The 14,203-nt window shown below is 39.5% G+C and carries 16 protein-coding genes; all 16 read left to right on the forward strand.

The window, feature by feature from the left end:
• Positions 1–11: 11 nt before the first annotated feature.
• The 16 genes from ACGHIY_RS02445 (at position 12) to hpt (ending at position 14,142) form a co-directional block, all read left to right on the forward strand.
• Positions 12–830 (forward strand): serine hydrolase, encoded by an 819-nt coding sequence (locus tag ACGHIY_RS02445; RefSeq protein WP_390525650.1) that lies wholly within the window; start codon positions 12–14, stop codon positions 828–830.
• Positions 827–2,428, forward strand: a complete 1,602-nt coding sequence (locus ACGHIY_RS02450) for a peptide ABC transporter substrate-binding protein (RefSeq protein ID WP_390525651.1) — start codon at positions 827–829, stop codon at positions 2,426–2,428. Before ACGHIY_RS02445 ends, ACGHIY_RS02450 begins: the two co-directional genes overlap by 4 nt.
• A gap of 121 nt (positions 2,429–2,549) precedes the next feature.
• The gene (locus ACGHIY_RS02455) at positions 2,550–3,488 is read left to right on the forward strand and encodes an LD-carboxypeptidase (RefSeq protein WP_270279380.1); all 939 of its coding nucleotides are present in this window, start codon (positions 2,550–2,552) and stop codon (positions 3,486–3,488) included.
• A 141-nt stretch (positions 3,489–3,629) separates the two neighbouring features.
• Positions 3,630–4,769 (forward strand): amidohydrolase, encoded by a 1,140-nt coding sequence (locus tag ACGHIY_RS02460; RefSeq protein ID WP_270279379.1) that lies wholly within the window; start codon positions 3,630–3,632, stop codon positions 4,767–4,769.
• 110 nt (positions 4,770–4,879) lie between these two features.
• Entirely contained in the window at positions 4,880–6,436 is a 1,557-nt protein-coding gene (locus ACGHIY_RS02465) for an ABC-F family ATP-binding cassette domain-containing protein (RefSeq protein WP_004695392.1), read from the forward strand.
• A gap of 8 nt (positions 6,437–6,444) precedes the next feature.
• Entirely contained in the window at positions 6,445–7,014 is a 570-nt protein-coding gene (gene folE / locus ACGHIY_RS02470; protein ID WP_060919845.1) for a GTP cyclohydrolase I, read from the forward strand.
• Entirely contained in the window at positions 7,007–7,840 is an 834-nt protein-coding gene (folP, locus tag ACGHIY_RS02475; RefSeq protein ID WP_004695397.1) for a dihydropteroate synthase, read from the forward strand. Before folE ends, folP begins: the two co-directional genes overlap by 8 nt.
• Positions 7,840–8,202 carry a dihydroneopterin aldolase gene (folB, locus tag ACGHIY_RS02480; RefSeq protein ID WP_004695400.1) on the forward strand — a complete coding sequence of 121 codons (363 nt, stop codon included), beginning with the start codon at positions 7,840–7,842 and terminating at the stop codon, positions 8,200–8,202. The genes folP and folB overlap by 1 nt, the downstream gene beginning before the upstream one ends.
• Positions 8,202–8,672: a 2-amino-4-hydroxy-6-hydroxymethyldihydropteridine diphosphokinase gene (folK, locus tag ACGHIY_RS02485; RefSeq protein WP_004695402.1), complete on the forward strand. Its 471-nt coding sequence runs from the start codon at positions 8,202–8,204 to the stop codon at positions 8,670–8,672. The genes folB and folK overlap by 1 nt, the downstream gene beginning before the upstream one ends.
• Before the next feature lie 101 nt (positions 8,673–8,773).
• Positions 8,774–9,589, forward strand: a complete 816-nt coding sequence (locus tag ACGHIY_RS02490; protein WP_004695404.1) for a hypothetical protein — start codon at positions 8,774–8,776, stop codon at positions 9,587–9,589.
• Positions 9,590–9,683: 94 nt separating this feature from the next.
• A complete protein-coding gene (locus tag ACGHIY_RS02495) occupies positions 9,684–10,631 on the forward strand; it encodes an L-lactate dehydrogenase (RefSeq protein WP_004695406.1) in 948 nt (315 codons plus the stop codon).
• Positions 10,632–10,808: 177 nt separating this feature from the next.
• Complete coding sequence (locus ACGHIY_RS02500; protein ID WP_004698500.1) at positions 10,809–11,141, forward strand: septum formation initiator family protein; 333 nt, start codon at positions 10,809–10,811, stop codon at positions 11,139–11,141.
• Between the two features lie 69 nt (positions 11,142–11,210).
• The gene (locus ACGHIY_RS02505) at positions 11,211–11,612 is read left to right on the forward strand and encodes a S1 RNA-binding domain-containing protein (protein WP_004695410.1); all 402 of its coding nucleotides are present in this window, start codon (positions 11,211–11,213) and stop codon (positions 11,610–11,612) included.
• Between the two features lie 97 nt (positions 11,613–11,709).
• Positions 11,710–12,606, forward strand: a complete 897-nt coding sequence (locus ACGHIY_RS02510; RefSeq protein ID WP_004698482.1) for a phosphatase — start codon at positions 11,710–11,712, stop codon at positions 12,604–12,606.
• Positions 12,575–13,573, forward strand: a complete 999-nt coding sequence (tilS, locus tag ACGHIY_RS02515) for a tRNA lysidine(34) synthetase TilS (protein ID WP_004695413.1) — start codon at positions 12,575–12,577, stop codon at positions 13,571–13,573. Before ACGHIY_RS02510 ends, tilS begins: the two co-directional genes overlap by 32 nt.
• 23 nt (positions 13,574–13,596) lie before the next feature.
• Positions 13,597–14,142, forward strand: a complete 546-nt coding sequence (gene hpt, locus ACGHIY_RS02520) for a hypoxanthine phosphoribosyltransferase (protein WP_004695416.1) — start codon at positions 13,597–13,599, stop codon at positions 14,140–14,142.
• Positions 14,143–14,203 lie beyond the last annotated feature (61 nt).

Here is a 14,203-nt window from a genome sequence, read left to right on the forward strand (position 1 = left end):
GGGAGAATAGTATGGAAAAACTAATTGTTGGCAAGTCCTTGGAACATCAACTAGATACAGTCATTAAAGAATTGGCACCAGCAGGGAATATTTCTTATGCGGTGCTACAATTCGATGATGAAGAGGAACCAACACTCATCGCAGCTAGAGGTGAAAATACTGTACATTCTAGTGCGAGTTTAATTAAGGTACTTATCATGGAATATGTCTTTCATTTAGCTCGTACTGAGCAATTGGACATTAATGATACAGTTTCTTTATCTAGAACTCCACGCGTTGAAGGTGGCGGCGCACTACAAGAGTTAGTTGGTAAACATAGTTTTACATATCTTGAGTTATGCCGTCTCATGATGGTTCTTAGTGATAATATTGCAACAAATCTACTCATCACAGTGCTCGGCATGGAAAATATCAATGCTCGTGCAGAAAAGCTTGGTGTGGATGAGATGGAGCTTAATCGCATGATGATGGACTTTAACGCCCTAGCTGAAGGTCGTGATAATCACATTACAGCTATGTCGTTAGCTCGTTTGTATAAACACATTTTTGAATGTCGTGATAGAGATGCTTATGGCAGAGAAATGTGGAATATCTTAGGTCGCCAACAATTCCGTGATATCTTACCATTTTACTGGGGAGAAGGCATACGCTTTCACCATAAAACAGGATCCCTTGATCGTGTAGAACATGATGGGGGTGTAATAGAAACATTTAGGGGTTATTTTTGTTTTATCCTTTTAATGAGCGATATCGATAATGACCGAGGTAAAGAGTTAGGCGCTCAAGTTGGGCGCATCATGAAAGAATTTGTAGAGGAAGCATTGCCATGATGGATAAACGAAACTTGTTAAAACTCATTGTCCTCGCTCTAGGGGTGAGCGTACTCTTATTCGTATTTGGGTACCCTCGTGGTGTTCAACCAATCGATGAACACACAATCCGCTATGTTATTGAGCAGGAACCATCCACATTGGATCCCGCAAAGTCTACTACCTCTCCGGAGGCTACGGTTCAACTTCAATTATTCGATGGTCTAGTTCGTTTGAATGATGAAAGTGAACCTGAAGCAGCACTTGCTAAAAATTGGGACATCTCCGATGATGGTCGTGAGTATACCTTCCATTTACGACCTAATTTAAAATGGTCCAATGGAGAGCCTTTGACGGCTTATGACTTTGAATACGCTTGGAAGCGCGTATTAGACCCTGAAGTCCATGCGGATAATGCATATATGTTATATGTATTGGAAAATGGTGAAGCTTTTAATACGGGGAAAGCTGCAGCTGAAGATGTTGGGGTTAAAGCTATTGATGAGGATACATTGGTAGTTACCTTAGAAAATCCAACGGCTTATTTCTTGAAATTATTAGCGTCTCATAGCTATTATCCAGTGAGTAAAAAAACAGTAGAAGCTCACGAAAACTGGGCGGCTAATGCGGAAACAATAGTATCTAATGGTCCATATCGTTTACTTTCTTGGAAGCATAATGGGGAAATGGATTTCATTAAGAATCCAAACTATTGGGATGCAGAATCTGTGAAGACAGAGAAAATGAATTGGCCTATTAGTGAGTCTCAAAGTACACGCCTTACCTTAGTTGAAGGTGGCGAAGCTGATATGACGGTTGAGCCTCCTGTAGCGGATCAAAAACGTCTAGAAGAAGCCGGCCTATTACATATTGGACCTATGCTTGGTAACTATTATTACGTATTCAATGTTAAAGCAGAACCTTTCACAGATCCAGATGTGCGTAAAGCCTTTTCTATGGTTATCAACCGTGCTAATATTGTTAATAATATTGTTAGAGGCGGTAAAGAACCAGCTTATGCATTCGTACCATATGGTATGCTTGAAAGTAATGGTCGTGAAGACTTCCGTGAAGCTGGTAGCTATCTCGTATACGAAGATGTAGAGCAAGCCAAGGAAATCCTGAAAAAGGCTGGCTATGGTAAGAATCGTCCATTGCCGCAAATTACGATTTTGTATAATACAAGTGAATTACATAAAGCTATTGCAGAAGCGATTCAAGATGCATGGATAAATGCATTTGGCGCAGATGTACGCTTACAAAATCAAGAGACAAAGGTATTCTTGGCAGACCGTGAAGCTGGCAAGTACCAAGTAGCTCGCGCTTCTTGGGTTGCCGATTATAGCGATCCACAAAACTTTTTAGAGGTATTCTCTGCTGAAGATAACGATGGTCAGTATCATAGTGATGAGTATAATGAGTTGATTGCACGTATTCGTACAACTCCAAATGGGGCGGCTCGTGATGCGTTGATGCATGAAGCAGAAAAGATGATTTTTGATGAATCTCTTGTTATGCCGTTGTACTTTACAACACAACCATATGTGACAAACGGAACAATTCAAAATTATTTCTGGACCACATTGGGACTTGTTGACTTTAAAAAAGCATACAAATAAGATACACTTAAGACGTACACCTTGTGTACGTCTTTTGTTGTATGGGAATATTAATATATTAGTCTTTTGTTGCATGGGATTATTAATATATTATAAGTTAACAGGTATTTTCTGAGGATATATGGACTGGATTGAACCAAAACGTTTGGCACCGGGGATGACCATAGGTATTATGGCACCTGCTAGTGCTAGCGATGAAGATTTACATAGAATAGAAGAAATTTGTAAGACTAAAGGCTATAAGGTGCTTGTAGGTGAAAGTGCAAGGAGAAAGGGGCTATATGGAGGCACGCCTGAGGAGCAAGCCGTAGAATTTCAGTACATGATGACTGCGGCTCCTTGTGATACGGTTCTTGCTTTGCGCGGTGGTTATGGCACGATGCGCTATTTAGACTTATTAGATTATAAAGCGATTCGTAAGTATCGGAAGGCTTTTGTTGGATATAGTGATTGTACAGCACTTCATATGGCTATTAATCGATACAGCCGCCTCATTACGTATCATGGACCTATGGGGGTAGATTTTAAATTAGACCGTAAGTCAGATATTGATACGCTATTTAATGCTTTAGAAGGCAAATTAAAAGTTATAGAACCCTTGCCAGAGCCTCCCCGAGGTGCGATTGGCACAGAACTTGGTGAGGGTATTTTACGAGGTGGTAATATGACGATGTTATCCATGTTATCGGGAACGCCTTATTTTTTAGAGAATGAATCATGGGAAGATACCTTACTATTTATTGAAGATGTCGGGGAGGCTCCTTATAAGCTGGATCGCATGTTACAACAATTTCGACTCAGCGGTTTGTTGAGCCGTATTAAAGGCTTAGTCATTGGTACCTTTACAGATTGTGAAGGAGATGAAGATGAGCGTGATTACGATTTAGGTTATGAAGCATTGCGCTATATGGAGGAAAATAGAAATCCAAAATTACCAGATCCTTTTGTATGCTATGTGCCAACGGGACATGGGGCGCCACATCAAACATTACCGCTAGGAGCGACGATTAGCTTTAGATATATTTCTAATACCATCATCGTTCATCCTTATACGAAATAGTTAAGAGCTTTTGGATGAACGATTTTACTTAATAGACAAATAGATATTAGATAAAAATAGTAGTTACCGTGATATTAGGTAATAAAATAATAGGTAATAAGATAATAGGTAATAAGATATTAGATAATAACAAGGGGAGTTATGACACTACAAGAACGAGAGGCTCGCGCCTGTGCCATCATAGATAGTATGGCATGGGAATTGCGTGCAGTTTCCATATATTTACACGATAATCCTGAATTGGGCTTGAATGAGCATAAAGCAGTAAAGGTAATTCACCAATTCTTAGAAACACATAATTTTATATCTCATGTAAGTCTAACTAATCGGCCAGAGTTACAAACAGCGTTACGGGGCGACTATAACGGTACTGCACGGCATAAAATAGCCTTCTTAGGTGAATATGATGCGTTACCGGAACTAGGCCACGGCTGTGGTCATAACCTTATTGCTATGATGAGCTTAGGTGCTGCTGTTGCTTTTAGTCAAAGTGCACCACAGGATTGGGGTACAACATTCTTTGGGTGCCCTGCAGAGGAAACTATTGGTGGTAAGGTATATATGGCAGAAGCCGGTCTTTTTAAAGGCTATGAGGCAGCACTTATCATTCATCCAGGTGGAGAAAATGAGGTAGGAGGTACATCCTTGGCGACACATCCTCTAGAGGTTACGTTCCATGGACGTTCTTGTCATATTGCATCTTTAACAGACTCAGGAATCAATGCCTTAGATTGTGCGGTAGACTTATATCAAAGGGTAAAAGATTTAAAAAAGACCTTTCCTAAAGGTGCTATTGTAGGTGCCATCTTTACAGAGGCAGGTACGGCACCAAATGTGGTTACACCAAAGGCTACGATTCGTATGACTGTTCGTGGTAGTACAGTGGATGATTTAGAAGGTATTATTTTGCCGGCTATTAAAGAGGCAGCCCAAGAAATCGGTTCATCCTATGGAGCTCAAGTTGAGATGCATCACTATGAGCCACTCTTTAAGGATATGCGTCAAGATAAACAGTTATTAAATCTCTTTAAAGATGTGATGACTGAATTTGGTGAAAGCCCACGAATATTGCCTGATGATGAGGCGGATGGTAGCACTGATGTAGGTAATGTGTCTTACGAAGTACCAACAGCACAGCCTACCTTGCAGATTGGATTAGGTTTAGAAGTGCATACGCCAGAATTTACTTGTGCTGCTGGATCTGACTATGGGTTAGACCAAGCGATTAAGGGTGCTAAGATTATGGCTGTTGTAGCCTTGCGTTATGCGATGTGTAAGTAAGTTCAATTTTTGACATATAGAGGTCAAAAAGGTACAATAGATATAATATTTAAGTAAGTATGAAATAAGCCGTCTTCAACAAGACGGCTTTTATTCCGGTGGAGATAGATATGAGTGTTTTAACCGTTTCAAATGTAACTCATGGTTTTGGAGCACGACAAATTTTAGATGATGCATCATTCCGTTTGCTAAAAGGTGAACATGTAGGCCTCATTGGTGCAAATGGTGAAGGTAAGTCTACGTTTCTTAATATCATTACAGGTAAATTGCCACCTGATGAGGGGAAAATTGAATGGTCCAATCAGGTAACTGTTGGGTATTTGGATCAACATGCTGTTCTTGAAAAAGGTATGACCATCCGTGATGTATTACAACGTGCTTTTGATGATTTGTTCGTCATGGAGCAAAACATTAACGATGCGTATAATCGTATGGGTGATGTATCCGAAGATGAAATGAATAAGCTACTTGAACAGGTAGGGGAATGGCAAGAAATTCTTGAGCAACGTGGGTTCTATGAAATTGATGCGGTTATTGAGCGTACCGCTGCCGGATTGGGACTTATGGATATCGGCTTAGATAGAGATGTAACAGAGCTCAGCGGTGGTCAACGTACCAAGGTTTTGCTCACAAAACTATTACTAGAGAAACCGACTATTTTGCTCTTAGACGAACCGACAAACTATCTTGATGTGGAGCATATTCAGTGGTTGCAAAACTATTTGCAAAATTATGAAAATGCCTTTATCTTGATTTCTCATGATATGGAGTTTTTAAACTCCGTAGTCAATGTTATTTACCATATCGAACAAGCGGTGCTTACGCGTTATACTGGTGATTATCATCAGTTCCAAGCTGCTTACGAGGTGAAAAAAGCGCAAGCAGCTAAGGCGTATGAACGTCAACAGCAAGAGATTGAGCGTATGGAAGACTTTATTCAGCGCAATAAAGCGCGCGTTGCAACACGTGGTATGGCAAATTCTCGAGCAAAGCGCTTAGAAAAGATGGAAATTCTAGAAAAGCCAAAAGAGTATATCAAGCCCACTTTTGGCTTTAAAGAAGGCCGTACACCAAGTCGCTTTATCGTAGAGGCTTTCGGACTGCAATTAGGTTATGATGAACCATTAACAAGACCAGTAGACTTTCAAATTGAAAGAAACAAAAAAATTGCTATTCGCGGTGTCAATGGTTTAGGTAAAACAACGTTGTTGAAGACTATTTTAGGTCTATTAAAGCCTGTTAGTGGTGAGTTGGTAAAAGGTGAATTCTTACAAGTTGGCTATTTTGCCCAAGAGGATACGCCATCCAATTCCGAAACAGCGTTAGATTATATTTGGAATGAATATCCGGCGATGACAAATGCAGAGGTGCGTGCAGCATTAGCTCGTTGTGGCCTTACAAATGAACATATTACGTCTCAAATGCGCGTACTTTCAGGTGGTGAGAATGCGAAGGTTCGCCTATGTAAGCTCATGCAGAATAAGTACAATGTGTTGGTCCTAGACGAACCGACTAACCATTTAGACATATATGCAAAAGAAGAACTGAGCCGTGCATTACGTGATTTTAAAGGTACAATTATATTGGTAAGTCACGAGCCTGAATTCTATCAAGATTGGGTTACGGATATTTGGAATATTGAAGATTGGACGACAAAGATTGTTTAGGAGGACCGATGAATCAACGTGCAAATGACGGGATAAAGCAATTCTTAGAGGCTTTATCTGTTGATACAGAGGCACCAGAGTTAGAAAAGACACCAAGTCGTGTAACAGAATTATATAGTGAGTTATTTAGTGGCGTAGGAGTCGAAACAAAATCGGTATGGGGTGAAACGTTTAGCACTGATTACAAGGGACTTATAGCCGTTACAGGTATTCCCTTTTATTCTATGTGTGAGCACCACTTATTGCCATTCTTTGGGACTGTAGACATTGTGTATCAACCCAAGGATGGATGTGTGGCAGGGCTCAGTAAGTTTCAAGATGTTGTTAATATACTCAGTCGCAGACCGCAATTACAAGAGCGGTTAGCATCTGAATTAGCAGATGCGATAATGAATGATTTATCTGCTCATGGTGTTTTTGTTCGTATTACATCGACTCAATTATGTATGCTTATTAAAGGAACTATGCAGCAAGATTCAAAGGTAATTACATTAGAAAGCCGAGGCGTATTAGCTGAAACAGGTACAGTAAGGGATGAAGCGTTGGCAATGTTAGGCGGAGGACAGGTAAATGTTTAAACGTAGAAATTATACATGGAATGATGGCAAAAACTTATCTTTGTGTGATCGTACCCTTATCATGGGTATACTGAATGGTACACCTGACTCCTTCTCTGATGGGGGGCAATTTAATACACCAGAAACAGCTACTGCTCATGTGAAACAAATGATTGAAGATGGTGCAGATATTATCGATTTAGGCGTTGAGTCTACACGACCAGGTTCTACACCTTTGACTACGGACGAAGAAATAGAACGTCTTTCTTTATTGATAGAACCTGTGTTAAAGGCCTCTACCGTTCCTGTATCTATCGATACATATCATGCAAAAACCGCAGAATATGCTTTCTCAAAAGGGGCACATATTCTAAATGATGTATGGGGCTTACATTATGACCCTGACATGGCCGCGGTGGTGGCTAAATATAAGGTACCTGTTATCATCATGCATAATAGTAATGATACAAACTATGGTGATATCATTGAAGATATGAAAGCTTTCTTCTTCTGCGCTATTGATAAAGCGTTGAAAGAGGGTGTAACGCCACAACAAATCTGGCTTGACCCAGGTATTGGCTTTGGTAAAACTGAAGAACAAAATATTGAAGTTATGCAACGCTTGGGTGAGTTAACTGCTTATGAATACCCTGTTTTGCTTGCTCCAAGCCGCAAGCGTTTCATCGGATCTATGTTAGGCGGATTGCCTCCAGAAGATCGCGATGAAGGTACGGTAGCTGCTTGTATTACAGGCGTATTCCAAGGCGTCGATATGGTGCGAGTTCACAATGTGAAAATGCACAAACGCGCCTTAGCTGTAGCAGACGGCTTGTTACGAGGTGAATAATGGATAGAATCGTTTTAAAAAATATGGCATTCTACGGATATCACGGAAATTTGGCATCTGAGCAAGAACAAGGACAACGATTTTTTGTAGATGTAGAAATAATAACTGATCTTACAAAGGCTGGTCAAAGTGATCAATTAGAGGATTCCATCAATTATGTAGAGGTATATGAAACTGTAGAATCAATTATGACTGGTGAAAAGCATAATCTGTTAGAACGATTAGGGGCGCTTATTGCCGATTCCTTGTACCAATATTATCAAGGCATCGTAGGTCTATCTGTAACGGTGCGTAAACCATCTGTACCGATTTCAGGTATTTTAGATTATGTTGAGGTTATCACCACAAGAGGACAAATTTGATGTATACCTATTACATCGGTGTAGGCTCGAATATGGGGGATAAGAGAGGCTACATCAGTTCTGCTTTTCAATCCTTACTACATCATGAGGCAATTTCCAGGCTAGTCACTTCTCCTCTGATTGAAACTGAGCCGTGGGGATATACGGAACAAGACACCTTTGTCAATGGCGTATGGTCTTGTGAAAGCACTCTAGATCCACATCAAATGCTCAGCCTTATTCAGCAATTAGAGCAGGAGGCTGGACGAAAACGATTGATTCATTGGGGACCTCGCACATTAGATTTGGATATTATTTTAGTGTACGATATAGAGGGAAAGATGATTTCTTTGTGTGATGAGAGTCTTGTGATACCGCATCCTCATTTTTGGAATCGTAATTTTGTACTAGAACCGCTATCTCAGCTATTACCAACATTCACATATAAAGGGACTAAGATTGCTGACCGATTAGCTCAATTGGGTGCATAAGCTAGAATCGTATATAATCTAATGTTAGATACACTGTAAACACGATACATATTGTACGCATGCTTTTACGTTTTATGATTGGAAAGTCGTGGAGAGCGTAGATGAATATAAAACGTATTGGATTATTTGTACTGGCACTTATTATAATGGGGATATCTTACTGGCTTGCTGTAGGAGCAAATTATGATAGTAAAACAGTACGTATTGATCCAGAAGCGCATACACTGGTTAATTCTAGTGATGCCATTATTTCAAAACGAATATTAGCTATGAAGACTAGTGGATCACAAGTGTATTTCTTAGGTTATGAAGGACTAGGGATTTATAATTTATCTGATAATGCACTTCGTTTAATGCCAATAACCTTTAGGGGGCAACATATAGAGCCAACTAAATCGGATGATTACCAACGAGGTTTACGGAATATAACAAAGCTAAAATCTTTATCCGATTTCAGTGCTGAAGAGCAAAAAGAATTTAAAGGCTTGTTGGAGTCTACTGATGGAGGGGCCCATTATTATGGTGACTTTTACCATTCTGGTTATGAGTCGTCCCTCATTGATTTGAAGGACCAGTATTTTATTACGAATACAGTACGTGCATTAAAACGTGTTAATCATACATTATATGTGTATGATGGATCAGGTTTTATTATTATAGATTTAGGTAATCGTCGTATCCAAGGGTTCTTTAATAACCGCATTAGTGGTGAAGGCTCTAAGGGTGTACCTGATAGCTTACGTGGGCACTATGGTTCTGACTTTACTATGATATATGCATTATCAAAATTGGATCCTACAGATTTGGATATTTTATGGTCCATGCGTAAACAATATTTAGAAAAATCTCCTCAAGCGATGGAAGGAAAAGATTTGTTCCCACTCAATTTGGATGAGATGAATTTAAATGAGTTATGATTCTATTAAGATAAATCATATACAGATATACGTGATTTAAATAATTGGCATTTGAGGATATGCTATCGTTTTATGCTAAGGTATGGAGGCTCTTATGAAGTTACGTAAGGTAGGTATTATTGGCACTGGCCATGTAGGCTCTCATGTGGCATTTTCTTTAGCCTTGCAAGGTGAGGTTGATGAATTATATTTGATGGATATTGACGAGAAAAAAGCTCAGGCGCAAGCTATGGATATTAATGATGCCGTTAGCTATATTCCACATCAAGTAACTGCTACATCAGGTCCTATTGAAGAATGTGGAGATTGTGATATCCTCGTTTTTAGTGCGGGGCCTTTGCCGAATTTGTATCAGGATCGCCTTGAGAGCCTTGGTGAAACAGTGGCTGTACTAGAAGACGTTATTCCACGTATTAAGCAGTCTTCTTTTCAAGGTTTCATCATTTCCATTTCTAATCCTGCTGATGTAGTAGCTACCTATTTATGTAAACATCTTGAGTGGAATCCTAAGCGTATTATTTCAACGGGAACCGCTCTAGATTCAGCTAGATTGCAAAAAGAATTAGCTCATATCTTTACTATTAGTAATCGCTCTATTACGGCCTACTGTTTAGGTGAACATGGAGGTAGTGCCATGGTGCCGTGGTCCCATGTCTGTGTACAAGGTAAACCACTTTTAGAATTATATCGAGAGCTACCTCATAGATTTCCTAAACTTGACCATACAAAAGTACTAGATGATGTTAAAATTGGTGGCTATCATGTACTAGCTGGTAAAGGCTCTACGGAGTTTGGTATTGCGAGTGCTACCACAGAATTGATTCGCGCCGTATTCCATGATGAAAAGAAGGTATTGCCTTGCTCCTGTTATTTAAATGGACAATATGGAGAAGAAGGAATATTTGCATCTACTCCTGCTGTTATTGGTAAAGATGGTATCGAAGATGTTTTTGAACTGCAACTAACTAATGAAGAGCTAGCTTTATTTAAAGCTTCTTGTGCTGTCATTCGTGAACATGTTGCAAAGGCTGAGGCTATGTAAGTGGATATTTACTTTTGTATATAGAAAGTTTACATTGCATATGGAGTTTTAAATTTATACGGATTTATGTTACCGTTCTTAATGAGAAATATCTGTAATTTTCTTTAGTCCCAAGCTCTGTTATGTGGTATAATCTAAAAATGACAGTATACAGATGATGAATATTTGGGGGACATTATGACTCAGGACACTATGGATGTACAACGCCCAAAAAGGCCACGCAAACGGGTTCGTCCTAATCGCAAAGCACAGGACCAGCGTATTATCCTCATGTGGATCAAGCGAATTGGCATAGGGATTATGGTGCTGTTACTGTTAGGGCAGGCTTATCGCTTGGTGGCTGTATATCAAGAAAAACAACATATAGAGCAACAATTGCAAGAGTTACAGCAGCGAAATGAAGAGTTAGAACAGGAAAAGGCTAGGTTACAAGATCCAAAGACCATAGAAGGGGTTGCTCGTGAGGAGTTAGGATTGGTAAAGCCTGGTGAAGTACCATATGTAAAATAGAGTGTATTCTATTATTTTTTCTTTGCATCAGTTTGTAGTTTAAGGTTTCCGCATTAATTAGGAGGTTGCATGGCAATCGAAGTTGGTAACATTATTGATGGTACCGTATCAGGTATTACAAAATTCGGCGTATTTGTTGATTTAGGAGAAAAGCAAACAGGGTTAGTTCATATTTCTGAAGTAGCTCATGGATATATCGAAGATATTAATACCCTTTTAAAAGTTGAGGATCCAGTAAAGGTTAAGGTTTTATCTATTGATGGTAATAAAATAGGACTTTCCATTCGTCAAACACAACCTAAAGAGGGGATGGACGAAGAAAAACGTCCTCATCGTGTTCAATCGAAACAAAGCATAGAGTCTTTCGAAGCGAAGATGAAATCATTCTTGCGCGATAGCAATGAACGATTACACGATTTAAAACGCAATACCGAAGGAAAACGCGGAGGCCGAGGTGGTCGTCGAGATTAATAGTGAGAGATGGCATCTAGCCATCTCTTTACTTATGTATAGAGTATTAACGCTATAATAGTATTAGAAAAATGCTATTTATATGTAAGGAGCAATTATGAAGTTAGCAATTATAGATATTGGCTCTAATTCGGTGCGTTTATTATTGGCTACCTATGAGAATAACGAGTGGCGTTATGAGCCTAAGCAGTTGTGGACTACCCGTTTAGGTCAACGAAATACAGATGGTACCTTGCGAGATGAATCCATGGAAGCATCCTATCAAGCCTTTACGGATATACAAAAAATAGCAAATGAATACGGTGCTGACTATTGCTTTGGTTTTGCGACGAGTGCTGTTCGTGAAGCAGCCAATGGACTTGCATTTATGGAACGTATTAATGAATACTGTCCTATGGAGTGGCGAATTTTATCTGGTGCTGAGGAGGCTATTTATGGTTTTAATGGTGCGTTAGGAGATCAATTAAAGGATGGACGTCATTATACGACCATCGATATTGGTGGAGGTAGTACAGAACTTGCATTAGGTAACAAGGACGGAGTGTACTGGAGTCGTTCTTATCCTGTGGGAGCGGTACGCCTTCAATCTATATCTGACGAAGGGCCTCAACGAGTGTGGGAGGAAACTCGTTTTCTTTGGGACCCGATGAGGATTGAAGGTGAATTTGGTGAATTTATCGGTATTGGAGGAACCCTAACAACCTTGGCTGCTATTGATTTAGGTTTAGACCATTATGATGGCACAAAGGTACAAGGTCATAAATTGAGCCGTGAAACAGTGGAAGGCATTATTATGAAATTGCGGTATATGAGTCGTGATGAGAGACTACAAGTAAAAGGTTTACCCGCTGGGCGTGCCGACATTATTGTTGCTGGGGCAGAGATTTTAACGTCCTTTATGGATTCCTATGAGGTCCCTCATGTATTTGTGAGCGACCAAGATGGTATGGAGGCGATGGCCCGTGAATGTGAAAGCACTCATTCGAACCGTTAATCACACTTTAAAATTACATGATATATTTCCTGAGAATTGTCGTATCTTGGTAGCTTGTTCTGGTGGTCCTGATTCGATGGCTTTATTGCATTTATTGCAAGATATTGCTACACATCGCCATACAGTATATGAGCTTGGAGTTGCTATCGTAGATCATTGTATTCGTCTTGAAAGTAAGGATGAGGTCCTATGGTTACGAAATCAAGCGGACGTGCTAGGACTGCCATTTTATACGGCTGTCTTTGACGTGCCTAAATTGAGTCAAGCTCAAAAGCTATCAGAGGAAACTATAGGCCGCCAAGTTCGGTATCAATGGCTAACCGGTATAGCACAGTCTGAGGGGTATGACTATATTGCAGTAGCTCATCATAAAGATGACCAAGCAGAATCAATTTTAGCACATCTTATTAGAGGGACTGGACTTAATGGTTTGACAGGCATGGCCGTTGTTAGTAATGATTATATTGTTCCAGTAGTAAGACCTCTGTTAGATGTCACAAAAGAAGAATTACTTCTATATTTAAAAGAGAAAGATATTTCTTACTGTATAGATAGTACAAATGAGGATGTGCGATATCAAAGAAATAGAATTCGTCATCGCATTATACCTGAGTTAAAAGCCATTAATCCTATCGTTATCGATGCTATAGTAAGGCTAGGGGCTTCTGTACGCGAAGACATTTCTCTTATTTCTAATTTAACGGATATGGCGTTTGATGAGTTAGTAACTATCTCTGATGAGGGCGCGTTTATATCTCGTAGGGGGTTACGTAAGAAGCCGTTGGCTATCCAACGTCGATTGTGGCAAAGACTGGTGAGCATCTTTGATCCTGAAATCAAGCTTACCACTGCTCATCAAGAGCAATTACTCGACATTGTTAACACTGGGGAAAAGAAAACTTTCAATATAAAAAGTATAAAAGTAAGTGCTCAATGTGATACAATAAAAGTATATTGCAAACATTAATATGAATTGCGGAGGTCATATAGATGCATCAAGATGCAAAAGATATTTTATATACAGAGGAACAATTAAAGGCACGTGTGGCTGAATTAGGTCATCAAATCAGTGCTGACTATAAAGGGGAATCCGTAGTTCTCGTAGGGGTATTGAAAGGTGCTATCGTTTTTTTTACAGATTTAGCTCGTTCTATCGATGAGAATGTGGATGTAAGCTTCGATTTTATTTCTTGCTCTAGCTATGGCAGCGGTACAACAAGTACAGGGGTAGTTCGAATTTTAAAAGATTTGGATCGCTCTGTAGAAGGAAAGCATGTACTCGTTGTAGAAGATATTGTAGATACGGGTACAACATTACATTACTTGCTAGAAAATTTACATGCCCGTGGAGCTAAAAGTGTACGCCTTGCAGCGTTATTGAATAAGCCTGAACGCCGTAAAATGGATGTAGAAGTAGACTATGTAGGCTTTGTCATTCCTGACTACTTTGTTATCGGCTATGGTTTAGACTATGCAGAAAAATATCGACACTTACCTTATATAGGTATTTTAAAGGAAGAAATGTATCAAGATTAAAAATATGATATAATATATGAGTGCATCTCTCAACGAGATGTACTCAATTCGTTTATGCCAC

Origin of the sequence: Veillonella parvula (assembly GCF_042850485.1) — a bacterium.
GTDB classification, from domain to species: Bacteria; Bacillota; Negativicutes; order Veillonellales; family Veillonellaceae; genus Veillonella; species Veillonella parvula_Q.

What these genes read in the sequence shown, in the direction of transcription:
- ACGHIY_RS02445 (WP_390525650.1), top strand. Translation starts at nt 12, where the DNA reads ATGGAAAAACTAATTGTTGGCAAGTCCTTGGAACATCAACTAGATACA.
- ACGHIY_RS02450 (WP_390525651.1), top strand. Translation starts at nt 827, where the DNA reads ATGATGGATAAACGAAACTTGTTAAAACTCATTGTCCTCGCTCTAGGG.
- ACGHIY_RS02455 (WP_270279380.1), top strand. Translation starts at nt 2,550, where the DNA reads ATGGACTGGATTGAACCAAAACGTTTGGCACCGGGGATGACCATAGGT.
- ACGHIY_RS02460 (WP_270279379.1), top strand. Translation starts at nt 3,630, where the DNA reads ATGACACTACAAGAACGAGAGGCTCGCGCCTGTGCCATCATAGATAGT.
- ACGHIY_RS02465 (WP_004695392.1), top strand. Translation starts at nt 4,880, where the DNA reads ATGAGTGTTTTAACCGTTTCAAATGTAACTCATGGTTTTGGAGCACGA.
- folE (WP_060919845.1), top strand. Translation starts at nt 6,445, where the DNA reads ATGAATCAACGTGCAAATGACGGGATAAAGCAATTCTTAGAGGCTTTA.
- folP (WP_004695397.1), top strand. Translation starts at nt 7,007, where the DNA reads ATGTTTAAACGTAGAAATTATACATGGAATGATGGCAAAAACTTATCT.
- folB (WP_004695400.1), top strand. Translation starts at nt 7,840, where the DNA reads ATGGATAGAATCGTTTTAAAAAATATGGCATTCTACGGATATCACGGA.
- folK (WP_004695402.1), top strand. Translation starts at nt 8,202, where the DNA reads ATGTATACCTATTACATCGGTGTAGGCTCGAATATGGGGGATAAGAGA.
- ACGHIY_RS02490 (WP_004695404.1), top strand. Translation starts at nt 8,774, where the DNA reads ATGAATATAAAACGTATTGGATTATTTGTACTGGCACTTATTATAATG.
- ACGHIY_RS02495 (WP_004695406.1), top strand. Translation starts at nt 9,684, where the DNA reads ATGAAGTTACGTAAGGTAGGTATTATTGGCACTGGCCATGTAGGCTCT.
- ACGHIY_RS02500 (WP_004698500.1), top strand. Translation starts at nt 10,809, where the DNA reads ATGACTCAGGACACTATGGATGTACAACGCCCAAAAAGGCCACGCAAA.
- ACGHIY_RS02505 (WP_004695410.1), top strand. Translation starts at nt 11,211, where the DNA reads ATGGCAATCGAAGTTGGTAACATTATTGATGGTACCGTATCAGGTATT.
- ACGHIY_RS02510 (WP_004698482.1), top strand. Translation starts at nt 11,710, where the DNA reads ATGAAGTTAGCAATTATAGATATTGGCTCTAATTCGGTGCGTTTATTA.
- hpt (WP_004695416.1), top strand. Translation starts at nt 13,597, where the DNA reads ATGCATCAAGATGCAAAAGATATTTTATATACAGAGGAACAATTAAAG.